Source organism: Rhizobium sp. NFR07, from assembly GCF_900111905.1.
Taxonomy (GTDB): Bacteria; Pseudomonadota; Alphaproteobacteria; order Rhizobiales; family Rhizobiaceae; genus Neorhizobium.
This window is the reverse complement of the sequence record NZ_FOKM01000024.1, coordinates 62217-73637: the sequence shown is the minus strand read 5'-3', so window position 1 is coordinate 73637 and position 11421 is coordinate 62217. Positions and strand designations below refer to the sequence as shown.

Genomic DNA, 11421 nt, shown 5'->3' with positions numbered 1-11421 from the left:
CGAAATGCCGGAACTGGGGGAACTCGATGAAAAAGCAGCCGGCAAGCTTGCGGGCCTCGCGCCAAGCGACAGGCAGTCTGGACGATGGACCGGACGCGCCTTCATCGTTGGCGGCCGCGCCATCGTCCGGCAGGCGCTCTACATGCCGGCCCTTGTCGCCACTCGCTTCAACCCGGACCTCAAGACCAAATACGACACGCTCAGAAAAGCTGGGAAACCGCCTAAAGTCGCCATCACCGCTATCATGCGGAAGCTCGTTGTCCTCGCAAATGCACTCCTGCGAAAACAGCAAAAATGGACGCCAAAACCCGCTTGATCAAAACGGATACTTTAGCATTGTCTGATAGACGAGATCGATCTTTTTCATCTTGAGCCCAGCAAAGCTATACCGTTTTCGGAATACGGTACATCACGATCAGGCCCTCTGCGAAAGAGTGCAGACATCATCCTGCGCGTCGACGTGCGCCCAAAGGTTCCCAATCAACAGCGAGAAGCAGGAAGGAGATCATCAAATCGGCCGTCTCTCGCATGAGGCCAACTTTCGTATCCAGGTTAGCCCGCTGCAATGGCCTGCAACATCTGCAAAGAATGTCGGACGTCCCGCTTGCTTCTTAAAGTGCCTTGCCGGATACCGTTTGTCCGAACCCTCTGCAGGCACTCAGCTTCCGCAGCGACCAGGACAAGGAAACGGCGTCCATGCGCTTCACACGCGCCAGTATAGGCGACTGGGCGTGATCGTGGTACGCGACCTCGGCGAACACCTTTTCAAGCCAGGGACTTGAGCCGTAAAAAGCTTCCTCGCCATCCATTTCGGATAGTCAATATGCGTGAGCGTTCAGGCTCGCATATGCTTCGAGATGCTGCGCGGGGTGGTAACTCGTTCAAAGCGCGCAGATGCGCTCATCGCCTACTCAAGCAGTTGAAGCTCCCCGGTGAACGAGACATTGCATTCTGTACCGAAAACGGCCGCACCGCGGTCCTGCGCCTCCTAGGGAGAAAGACGTGAGTGAGCGCGACGCCAGCCGACTTGAAGATACGGTCGGCTGGCGGTCATTGTTTTCGCCTCAAGCCTGTTCAGTCCCTGCGAATGACGCCTGGGAGGCGGATGATGCCATCCGGAACAGACTTCATACCCAAGATCGCCGAGTTGTACGCAAAGATCCACTGAGAGTGATACAGATAGACGATCGGCAGGTCCTTCTGCAGGATCGTGATCGCCTTGCCGTATTCCACCTGCCGTGCCGCGGTGTCGGTGAGTGCCCGCGCCTTCGTCAGTATCGCGTCCAGATCCTTGTTGCAGTAATGCGCGTCATTGCCGGCCGCACCGCAGGACAGCATCGGCGTGATGTTGAGATCGGGGTCGACACGGCCGCTCCAGCCGACGAGATGCGCCTGGAACCGTCCCTGGCGGGCGGTATCGAGCAGGGTCATCAATTCGGTTGCCCGGATGGTCACATTGATGCCAACCTCCTTCACCATCGCCTGGATCAACTGGACGACCTGCTGGCGTTCGGAGTCCGTCGGAACGAGGATTTCAAGATCGACTGAAGTCAGCCCGGCCTCTTCCATCTTTTTCTTTGCGGCGTCCACATCACGTGCCGGGACGGGGAAATTCTTATCGTAGAACGGGCTTGTCGGCGGGAAAGGCTGGTTGCCAGTGCTGGCCTGGCCATCGAACACGACATTTGTAATCGCCTCGCGGTCGATCGCGAGGCTGAAGGCCTGGCGGACCGCTTCTTTCTTGGCGAAGTCGAGGTTGGCGCCCTCACCCGTGATGTTTATCGTTACCCCATAATAGCCGAGACCGACGACCGGCGAGACGGCAAACTTGGCGTCCTGCTTCACCGATTCCACATCTGTCGCCGCAAGGCGTTCGATGAGGTCGAGCTGGCCGGAACGAAGGTTGAGGAGACGCACATTGGCGTCCGGCATGCCGCGATAGACGAGCTGATCGAAGCTGAACTTGGCCGCGTCATAATATTGCGGAAATTTCTCCAGCACGATGCGGTCCTGGGCGATCCGCTCGACGAATTTGTACGGGCCGGAGCAGACCGGCGCCGTCGTGAAATTCTCGCCGAGCGCTTCGCCGGCCTTCGGGCTGACGATCATGCCCGCACGGTCGGTCAGCGCTGCCAGCAACGGAACGGATGGCTCCTTGAGATTGATCTGGACCGTCAGAGGATCGACCACATCGATCGTCTTTATCGCGCTGATTTCCGCCTTCCGGCGTGAGATCGGCGATGTCAGGCCACGCTCGAGATTGTATTTGATGGCGGCCGCATCGACCTTGGTTCCGTCATGGAAAACCGCGTCGTCACGCAGTTTCACCGTCAATGCAGTGCTGTCGGCATTCCACTCCCAGCTGGTCGCGAGCATGGGAATGATCTGGCCCTGCTCGTCGATATCGACGATCTTGTCGCATAGGGACTGCAGGACGTGGCGGCCGACGAAGCTCCAGTTGGAGACCGGATCGAGCGTGTCCGGATCGTCCTGCAGCCCGATGCGCAGAACGGATTGCGCAGCGGCAGGCACAGTCGTTGCGGCAAAGGTGCCGAAGGCAAGACTTGCTGCGAATGCGAGGTAAAGCGGTTTCATGTTCATTCCCTCTTTTGTTTTGACTTCACGTCCGAATCAGCGCGCGACGGCATACCCTTGGACGCCGCGCGGATTGGCTCCGGCCTTTATCAATTGAACGTCACCATCCATCTCCCTGGCAACGGCGGCCAACCGGCCCTCCGACCAGGCGTCACCGATGGTGAGCTTGTGCCCTCTCCCTTCAAGGTCCGCGCGCACTGCGTCGGAAAAGCGGGATTCCACCGTCACCGCACCGAAGCTGATCTCCCGCGGCCAGAAGGAGCTCGGCAGCTGATCGGTATGGAAGGATGGGGCGTCGATCGCCTCCTGCAGGTTCATCCCACCATGGATGTGACGAAGCAGCATGATGAGTTGCCACTGCTCCTGCTGATCGCCGCCCGGCGTGCCGAACGCCATGTAGGGGACGCCATCGCGATAGACCATCGATGGCGTGAGCGTGGTCCGCGGACGTTTCGATGGAGCCAGGGATGAATTCAGCCCTTCCTCCAGCCAGAACATCTGCCCGCGCGTGGTCAGGCTAAAACCCAGGCCGGGAATGACCGGGCTCGATTGGAACCAGCCGCCGGAAGGCGTCGCCGAGACCATGTTGCCCCAGCGGTCGACGGCACTGACCTGCACCGTGTCACCTCTCTGCGCGCCCTCGCGGGTCAGTGAAGGTTCGCCCTGCCAGTCATTGGGCAGGCTGGCCTTGCGTGTGACCGTTGGCTCTCCGCTGCCGAGACCTGGCTGCGGTATCGTGCCGACCGGGCGGAGCGGCGGAAGGTTCGCATTGCGGCCGTCCGGTGATCCCGGCCGAAGTTCCATGGACGCCGTGCTCGCGATCAGAGCGCGCCGCGTATCCGCATAGTCTTTCGAGAGCAGCGTCTGAAGCGGCACGTCGGAACTGTCACCATACCAGGCATCGCGATCGGCCAGCGCCAGCTTTGCTGTCTCGACCACCAGATGGATAAAATCCGCGCCCATCGGATCGAGGTCGGCGATATCGGTGCCCGTAAGAATCTGCAGCATCTGAAGCAGGGCCGGCCCTTGCGACCACGGCCCGCATTTGAACACTTCGCAATCGCCGTAGGTGACGGAAAACGGCCTTTCGATCGAAGGCTCGTAGCGCGCCATGTCGTCTCCGGTGATCAGCCCCTTGTGCCGGCGTCCCGATACGTCCCAGACCTCTTCCTCAGCGCAAAACACTTCGATCCTCTCGGCCACCGGGCCGCGATACCAGAAGTCCAGCGCCGCATTGATCCTGGCTTCGCGATTGCTGCCGGACTTCGCGTGATCTACGATCCGCTGGTAAAGTGCTGCGATCTGCAGATTGCGGAACAGCCTTCCGGTCTCCGGTGCGCGCCCGTTGGGCAGGTAGAGTTCTGCGGAACTCGGCCAATGGGTCTCGAACAGGTCGCGCATCGAAGCAATCGTATTGGCAATCCGCGGCACGAGCGGGTGACCGGTCTGCGCATAATAGATCGCCGGAGAAAGCACATCCTCGAGTTCCGCGGTGCCGTAATCCCGCAGCAGGGTCAGCCAGGCACCGAATGCGCCGGGAATGCAGGCAGGAAGCAGTCCCGTCCCTGGAATGATGTCGAGGCCGAGATCCTTGAAATACCTGACGGTTGCCTTCGCCGGCGACGGCCCCTGCCCCGAAATGACGATCGGCTCGGCCGCGCCTGCCGGTGTGACGATGATCGGAACCTCACCGCCGGGACCATTGAGATGGGGCTCGACGACCTGAAGGACGAAGCCGGCCGCAACGGCCGCGTCGAAAGCGGTATGGCCCTTCTCGAGCATGGACATGCCCACGGACGAAGCAAGCCAGTGCGTCGATGACACTGCGCCGAAGGTCCCTCGCAGTTCCGGTCTTGTGGTGAAACTCATTCGCATCTCCCATCATGAGCGCCATGATGAATGCGCCCAGAAGATCTCGCGCCTCTGGATCGCCAGATCTTGTAGACATACTGTATTTTGACTGCGTACAATGCAAGAAGGTTTTGTGGCTCGGCAACGCTCGCGTGCAGAAGCGGCTGGCTGCGGAGGGTGCCGATAGAGGTTCGCACGATGTCCGATGAAGTTGAGAAGCATGCCATCCGGAATGTCATCGAGACAATAGAGGCAGCCTGGAACCGAGGCGATTTTTGCGGCTATATGGAAGGCTTCGTCAACCCGAATGTCGTCTTCGTCTCCCGCGGCCGGATCCAGAGGGACTGGCAGGCAACTCTCGATCACTACATCGCCGACTATGGCGGCGCTGCGGGCTCGCAAGGTCAGCTTGCATTCTCGATCATCAGCATAGAGATGCTCGGCCCGGACGCAGCTCAGATGGTCAGCGCCTATCGCCTTACGCGCGATGCCGGCAATCAGACCGGAATTAACACCCGACTGATGCGAAAACGCGAAGGTCGCTGGGTCATCGCATTGAACCATGTGTCGCAGCAGGAAACATAGGCGTCCGCGATTACGCCTTTCGTATTGTCAACCACCATCACTCCGCGGCGACGCCCACGTCCAATCAGGCTCTTCTATTCGAAAATCATATAATTCTAGTTACATTATAATAACAAATTATATTGCAGCGCAGCACGTTCGATGGAACTATGGCGTCAACAAGGGCCGCTAAAGGCCTGGAGCCGCCAGTAGGAGAACATCTATGAAACCATTTATCAGGGCCGGCTTTGCCGGCTTAGCAACACTGCTTGCCTGCACGCCGGCCTTTGCGCTCGGCGATACCATCAAGACCGCGATCGACGCGACATTTGCGCCGCACGCCATGCCCACCCTCGACGGCAAGATCGAGGGTTTCAACATCGACATGGCGAACCTGATCGGCGAGCGCCTCGGCAAGAAAGTCGACATCACCGGCGCCCAGTTTTCCGGTCTTATCCCGGCACTGCAGGCCAGCACCTACGATTTCCTTGTGGCACCGGTAACGGTCAACAAGGAACGCGCCGCCAACCTTCTCTTTACCGAAGGCTTTATGGACACCAATTTCGGTTTCGTCGTGCCGGCCGATGCACCGGACTACAAGTCGCTGGAAGACTTCAAGGGCAAGACGATCGCGGTCAACAAGGGGTCCGCCTATGACAGTTTCCTGCGCGATCGGGAAAAGGAATACGGCTGGAAGGTCGACAGCTACGGCACCAACACCGATGCCGTCGCCGCCGTCATGGCCGGCCGCGCCGATGCCAACCTCGCCGGTAACACGGTCGCCGCATGGTCGGTAAAGCAGAACCCGCGCCTCAAACTGTCCTTCGAATACGAGACCGGCCTCGTCTGGGCGCTGTCCTTCCGCAAGGGCGACGAGGAGAACCGCGATCTCGTCGACAAGGCGATCGAATGCCTCAAGCTCGACGGCTCGATGGCGCAGCTTTCGGAAAAATGGTTCGGTACCACCCCGGTTTCCGGCACGACGATCGTCACCCCGACCAAGGGCTTCGGCACGCCGGGCTTCGACGGCTACAAGGACGACGACCACAAGGCCTCCTGCGATAACCTGAAGTAGCACCCCTCACGCGGATGGGCGGACCAACTGCGCCTGCCCGCACCCTTGACCAGACGAGATGCGGCCGCCCGTGGCCGATCGTCCTCTCCGGGCGGAGATGCTGCCGGTTCAAAGCCGGCAAGGACTGCCCGTACCGTGCCTGCCGGAGGTGCCTGAATGGCCAATCGCCCCATGCTGGAAGTCGTCGCGCTGGAGAAGCGCTTCGGACCCAACACCATCCTCAAGAAGATTGACCTCAAGGTCGCCGAAAGTGAACTCGTCTTCGTCATCGGCCCCTCCGGTTCCGGCAAGAGCACGATGCTGCGCTGTTGCAACCGGCTCGAGGAGCCGACCTCGGGCGATATTCTCGTCAATGGCCGCAACATCATGGCCGGCACCCGCCGCGACCTCGACCGCATGCGGCTGCAGATCGGCATGGTCTTCCAGGGCTTTCACCTCTACCCGCATATGAGTGTCCTGAAGAATGTCACGCTGGCCCAGCGCAAGGCGTTGAAACGCTCGAAGGCCGAAGCCGATGCGCGTGCCATGAACATGCTCGAACAGGTCGGCATGGCCCACAAGGCGGATGCCTATCCGGGCGAATTGTCCGGCGGCCAGCAGCAGCGGGTGGCGATTGCCCGCTCGCTGGCACTCGACCCGAAAGTCATGCTCTTCGACGAGCCGACCTCCGCACTCGACCCCGAACTGGTCGGCTCCGTCCTCAAGGTGATGAAGGACCTGAAATCCAAGGGCATGACGATGGTCGTCGTCAGCCATGAAATGGCCTTTGCCCGCGAGACCGCCGACCGGGTGGTTTTCATGGACGGCGGCGTCGTCGTTGAAGAGGGCACGCCCGACGAAATCTTCGGCGCGCCGAAGGCCGAGCGCACCCGCGCCTTCCTCTCGCGCGTCTCCGGGTAACGGCCATGGACCGGTTTCTCGAAACCTTCTTCAACCCCGTGGTGATGGCGCAATACACGCCGGATATCCTTGCCGGCGTCTGGGTGACGCTGCAGATCGCCGCAGCTATCATCGTCGCCGGCATCGCCGCGGGCCTGGCGCTCGCCTGCCTGCGCAGCTACGGCATAAGGGTGCTGAACGTCTTCATCATCTGCTATGCCGACATCTTTCGCGCATTGCCGCCGCTGGTCGTCATCCTGATCCTCTATTTCGGCTTCCCCTCGATCGGCATCCAGCTGTCCGGCCCGATGGTTCTGTTCATCGTGCTGGCCGCGACGCTGGCAGCCTTTGCCGAGGAAATCTTCTGGGCCGGGTTCTCCTCCGTCGAAAAAGGCCAGTGGGAGGCCGGCATCGCCACCGGGCTCGGCTTCACCCGTACGCTTACCTATATCGCCCTGCCCCAGGCCTTCCGGCTCGCCATTCCGCCAATTGTCAACCGCGTGCTGGCGATCACCAAGATGACCGCGCTCGGCTCGGCCATCGGCGTGTCGGAAATCCTGTCGAGCGCCACGACGGCGCAGAGTTTCTCCGGCAGCGCCACGCCGCTCACCATGTCGGTCATCGCCTATCTGGCGATCTTCCTGCCGATGGTGGCCGCCGCCCGTTGGCTGGAAAGCCGCACCGCCTGGAAGAAACGTTAGGAGGCGGACATGGATATTTTCATCGACCAGTTCTTCAATATCGAGATCATGCGGAAGTCGTTTCCGCTGCTCCTCTCCGGCCTCTGGATGACGCTCAAGCTCTGCAGCGCCGTCATCCTGCTCGGACTCATCGGCGGCCTGTTCGTCGCGCTCGGCAACATGAGCGAACGCCGCTGGCTGCGCTGGATCTCGATCGCCTATACCGACCTGTTCCGGGCGCTGCCGCCACTTGTTCTGTTGATCTTCATTTATGCCGGCCTGCCTTTTGCCGGCATCAACATCTCGCCGTTTGCCGCCGTCGTCATCGCTTTCCTGCTCAACAACTCCTCCTACTACGCGGAGGTCTATCGCGCCGGCCTCATCTCGGTTGCAAAAGGCCAGTGGGAAGCCGCCCAGTCGACGGGTCTGACCCCGGCTCAGACGCTCATTCACGTCGTCCTGCCGCAGGCGGTGCGCAATGTCCTGCCGGACCTACTGTCGAACACAGTGGAAGTGGTGAAGCTCACCTCGCTCGCCTCCGTCATCTCGCTCTCCGAGCTTCTCTACAATGCCGGCATGGCCCGCTCGGTCACCTACAACGCCTCGCCGCTTGTGCTGGCCGCTCTCTTCTATCTCGTGCTGCTGTGGCCGCTTGTGCGTCTCGTCAGCCATTTCCAGCGGCGTCTGGCCGCCTGATCGCCTCGAAAGGATAAACCAATGACCGTCATGAAGATCGCAGGCGCGCAGCTCGGCGCCATCCAGAAGGCCGACAGCCGCGAAAGCGTCGTCGCCCGCATGATCGCGCTGCTCGATGAGGCGGCCTCCAAGGGCGCCGACATGGTCGTCTACCCGGAACTGGCACTGACCACCTTCTTCCCGCGCTGGTACATGGAAGACCGGGCCGAAATCGATTTCTGGTTCGAGACAGAAATGCCGAATGCCGCCACGCAGCCGCTCTTTGACCGTGCACGTGAGCTGAACATCGCGATCACCTTCGGTTATGCCGAAAAGACCCCCGACGGCCATTACTACAACACCTCGATCGTCACCGATCGTCAGGCCAACATCGTTGGCAAGTATCGCAAGATCCATCTCCCGGGTCATTCCGAATACGATACCGAGCGCGCCTTCCAGCATCTCGAAAAGCGCTATTTCGAGCCCGGCGACATGGGCTTCAACGTCTGGCGTAATGAAGGCGTCATCATGGGCATGGCGATCTGCAATGACCGCCGCTGGCCGGAAACCTTCCGCTGCCTCGGCCTGCAGGGCGTCGAGTTGGTGACGATCGGCTACAACACGCCGTCGGTGAACAGCCAGATGAGCGCCGAAGGCGTGGAAAAGCGCCTGTTCCATTCCGACTTGTCGTTGCAGGCCGGTGCCTACCAGAATGCAACCTACGTCGTCGGTGTCGCCAAGGCGGGCAATGAAGACGGCCACCCGCTAATGGGCGGCTCGATCATCGTCGATCCGGACGGCTTCGTTCTCGCCCGGGCCGTGACCGAGGAAGACGAACTGATCATCGCCGAATGCGACTTTGCCAAATGCGACTTCGGCAAGAAGACGATCTTTGATTTCGAACGCCATCGTCGTATCGAGCACTATGGCCGCATCACGGGCCAGACCGGCGTGATCGTAGAAGTGTAAGGGGCCGCAAGAAATGACAGAGTTCGATACCGTCATCCATAGCGGCCGCATCGCCACCGCATCTGATACCTTCGACGGTGATATCGGCATCATCGATGGTCGTATTGCTGCAATCGGTGAGAAGATCGCCGGCGGCGCCCGCCGCATCGATGCAGGCGGCAGATTGGTGGTTCCGGGCGGCATCGAGGCGCATGCCCATATCGCCCAGGAAAGCTCGACCGGCCTGATGACCGCGGACGATTACTATTCGGGATCGGTCTCCGCCGCCTTTGGCGGCAATTCCTCCCTCATTCCGTTTGCAGCCCAGCATCGCGGCCAGTCGATCGCCGAGGTCATCTCCACCTATGACGGCCGTGCAGCGCCGCAATCGGTGCTCGACTATTCCTATCATCTCATCATTTCCGACCCCTCGGCATCGGTCCTTGAGGAGCTTCCCGGCGTGTTTGCCAAGGGCATCACCTCCTTCAAGGTATTCATGACCTATGACCTGATGAATATCGGCGACGGCGGCATGCTCGACATCCTGACGGTGGCGAAAACCCACGGGGCACTCACCATGGTCCATGCCGAAAACGACGACATGGTCAAATGGATGAACAAGCGGCTGGCCGCCGCCGGCCTGACCGCGCCGAAATACCATGCGATCAGCCGGCCCGAGCTTGCGGAAGAAGAGGCGATCAACCGTGCCGTCTCGCTGGCGAAACTCGTCGATGCCGCGCTCTTCATCGTTCACGTCTCGACGGCGAGAGGGGCTGCGATTGTCCAGCGCGAAAAGCTTTCCGGCACCAAACTGTTCGCCGAAACCTGCCCGCAATATCTGGCTCTGACCCGCGAAGACCTCGACCGGCCCGGCATGGACGGCGCGAAATTCATGTGCTCGCCACCGGTGCGCGATGCGGCGACGCGGGCCGCCCTCTGGCGGCATGTCCAGTCGGGCACGTTCGAAAGCGTCTCCTCCGACCACGCGCCCTACCGCATGGATGCGAGCGGAAAATTCGCCAATGGCGAGGATGCGCCCTATCCGAAGATTTCCAACGGCATGCCGGGCATTGCCATGCGCCTGCCCTATCTGTTCTCCGAAGGCGTCGCCGGGGGCCGCATTACGCTGCAACAGTTCGTGGCGCTTTCGAGCACCAACGCCGCCAGGACTTTCGGCGTGGCGAAGAAAGGCACGATCGCCCCCGGCTACGATGCCGATATCGCTATCTGGGATCCGGAAGCCCGCCGCACGGCAACGCTTGCCGACCAGCACGACAACATGGACTACACGCCTTTTGAAGGCATGGAGGTCCAGGGCTGGCCGGTCATGACCATGAACCGCGGCGACGTCATCGTCGAGAATGGCGAGCTGAAAGCGGAGCGCGGCCGCGGCCGCTTCATCGCCCGCAATCCCATCGATCTAACAGGCAGGCCCGGCCACCGCGCCAAGGAATTGGACCCGGCGCAGAATTTCGGCGCGGAGATCGCCCCATGAGTGCAATAGGCCCGATCCTCGTCATCAACCCGAACAGCTCTGAAAGCGTGACCCAGGGCCTGCGTGATGCGCTGGTCGGCATGCAGTTTGTCGGCGGTCCGATGATCGAATGCGTCACGATCGAACACGGTCCGCCTGGCGTTGTCACCCAGCGCCATGTCGATGAGGCCTCGCTTCACATCGCCGACCTCATCGAAAGCCGGCCGGATGCCTCCGCCTATGTGCTGGCCTGCTATTCGCAGCCCGGCCTCGACCTTGTCCGCTCGATCACGTCGAAACCGGTCTACGGCATACAGGATGCAGGCGTGCTGAGCGCGCTGGCGCTGGCCGACCTCTTCGGCGTCATTGCAGTCGCCGAAGGCTCGATCCCGCGCCACCTGCGCAATCTTCGCCGCCTCGGCGTCGATGGCAGGCTTGCTGGCGAAGTAGCGCTCGATGGTTCGATCAGCGTCGCCGACAGCGGCCATGGCGAGGAAAGCTATGCGGCGCTCGTCAAGGCCGGCACCAAGCTTCGCCAGATAGGTGCGGGTGCGATCGTGCTCGGCTGTGCCGGCATGTCCGGCCATCGCCGCAGGCTGGAAGACGAGCTCGGCGCCCGCGTCATCGATCCAACCCAGGCCGCCGTCTCGATGGCGCTTGGCGCAATCCTGACCTGACCG

General features: G+C 61.1%; 11 protein-coding genes. 9 read left to right on the top strand and 2 right to left on the bottom strand.

Features of this window, described 5'->3' with window-relative positions:
* Positions 1 to 316 (top strand): transposase (locus BM216_RS31455; RefSeq protein ID WP_143102933.1); only part of this gene is annotated, 316 nt, incomplete at its 5' end.
* A gap of 758 nt (positions 317 to 1074) precedes the next feature.
* On the opposite strand, the gene BM216_RS31445 is transcribed toward BM216_RS31455, so the two are convergent.
* Positions 1075 to 2595 carry an ABC transporter substrate-binding protein gene (locus tag BM216_RS31445; RefSeq protein ID WP_093004055.1) on the bottom strand — a complete coding sequence of 507 codons (1521 nt, stop codon included), beginning with the start codon at positions 2593 to 2595 and terminating at the stop codon, positions 1075 to 1077.
* A gap of 36 nt (positions 2596 to 2631) precedes the next feature.
* Entirely contained in the window at positions 2632 to 4464 is a 1833-nt protein-coding gene (locus BM216_RS31440) for a gamma-glutamyltransferase family protein (RefSeq protein ID WP_093004025.1), read from the bottom strand.
* 180 nt (positions 4465 to 4644) lie between these two features.
* Here BM216_RS31440 and BM216_RS31435 point away from each other — a divergent pair, with 180 nt between their 5' ends.
* From BM216_RS31435 to BM216_RS31400, 8 genes are all read left to right on the top strand, one after another.
* Complete coding sequence (locus tag BM216_RS31435) at positions 4645 to 5031, top strand: nuclear transport factor 2 family protein (RefSeq protein ID WP_093004024.1); 387 nt, start codon at positions 4645 to 4647, stop codon at positions 5029 to 5031.
* Positions 5032 to 5233: 202 nt separating this feature from the next.
* Positions 5234 to 6085 carry a transporter substrate-binding domain-containing protein gene (locus BM216_RS31430; protein ID WP_093004022.1) on the top strand — a complete coding sequence of 284 codons (852 nt, stop codon included), beginning with the start codon at positions 5234 to 5236 and terminating at the stop codon, positions 6083 to 6085.
* A 171-nt stretch (positions 6086 to 6256) separates the two neighbouring features.
* Positions 6257 to 6985 carry an amino acid ABC transporter ATP-binding protein gene (locus BM216_RS31425; RefSeq protein ID WP_093004053.1) on the top strand — a complete coding sequence of 243 codons (729 nt, stop codon included), beginning with the start codon at positions 6257 to 6259 and terminating at the stop codon, positions 6983 to 6985.
* Positions 6986 to 6990: 5 nt separating this feature from the next.
* The gene (locus tag BM216_RS31420; protein WP_093004020.1) at positions 6991 to 7665 is read left to right on the top strand and encodes an amino acid ABC transporter permease; all 675 of its coding nucleotides are present in this window, start codon (positions 6991 to 6993) and stop codon (positions 7663 to 7665) included.
* Positions 7666 to 7674: 9 nt separating this feature from the next.
* Complete coding sequence (locus BM216_RS31415; RefSeq protein WP_093004018.1) at positions 7675 to 8340, top strand: amino acid ABC transporter permease; 666 nt, start codon at positions 7675 to 7677, stop codon at positions 8338 to 8340.
* Positions 8341 to 8361: 21 nt separating this feature from the next.
* Positions 8362 to 9288: an N-carbamoyl-D-amino-acid hydrolase gene (locus BM216_RS31410; RefSeq protein ID WP_093004016.1), complete on the top strand. Its 927-nt coding sequence runs from the start codon at positions 8362 to 8364 to the stop codon at positions 9286 to 9288.
* 13 nt (positions 9289 to 9301) lie between these two features.
* Complete coding sequence (gene hydA, locus BM216_RS31405) at positions 9302 to 10762, top strand: dihydropyrimidinase (RefSeq protein WP_093004014.1); 1461 nt, start codon at positions 9302 to 9304, stop codon at positions 10760 to 10762.
* Entirely contained in the window at positions 10759 to 11418 is a 660-nt protein-coding gene (locus tag BM216_RS31400; protein WP_093004012.1) for an aspartate/glutamate racemase family protein, read from the top strand. The genes hydA and BM216_RS31400 overlap by 4 nt, the downstream gene beginning before the upstream one ends.
* Positions 11419 to 11421 lie beyond the last annotated feature (3 nt).

What these genes read in the sequence shown, in the direction of transcription:
- BM216_RS31400 (WP_093004012.1), top strand. Translation starts at nt 10,759, where the DNA reads ATGAGTGCAATAGGCCCGATCCTCGTCATCAACCCGAACAGCTCTGAA.
- BM216_RS31415 (WP_093004018.1), top strand. Translation starts at nt 7,675, where the DNA reads ATGGATATTTTCATCGACCAGTTCTTCAATATCGAGATCATGCGGAAG.
- BM216_RS31420 (WP_093004020.1), top strand. Translation starts at nt 6,991, where the DNA reads ATGGACCGGTTTCTCGAAACCTTCTTCAACCCCGTGGTGATGGCGCAA.
- BM216_RS31445 (WP_093004055.1), bottom strand. Translation starts at nt 2,595, where the DNA reads ATGAAACCGCTTTACCTCGCATTCGCAGCAAGTCTTGCCTTCGGCACC.
- BM216_RS31410 (WP_093004016.1), top strand. Translation starts at nt 8,362, where the DNA reads ATGACCGTCATGAAGATCGCAGGCGCGCAGCTCGGCGCCATCCAGAAG.
- BM216_RS31425 (WP_093004053.1), top strand. Translation starts at nt 6,257, where the DNA reads ATGCTGGAAGTCGTCGCGCTGGAGAAGCGCTTCGGACCCAACACCATC.
- hydA (WP_093004014.1), top strand. Translation starts at nt 9,302, where the DNA reads ATGACAGAGTTCGATACCGTCATCCATAGCGGCCGCATCGCCACCGCA.
- BM216_RS31430 (WP_093004022.1), top strand. Translation starts at nt 5,234, where the DNA reads ATGAAACCATTTATCAGGGCCGGCTTTGCCGGCTTAGCAACACTGCTT.
- BM216_RS31440 (WP_093004025.1), bottom strand. Translation starts at nt 4,464, where the DNA reads ATGAGTTTCACCACAAGACCGGAACTGCGAGGGACCTTCGGCGCAGTG.
- BM216_RS31435 (WP_093004024.1), top strand. Translation starts at nt 4,645, where the DNA reads ATGTCCGATGAAGTTGAGAAGCATGCCATCCGGAATGTCATCGAGACA.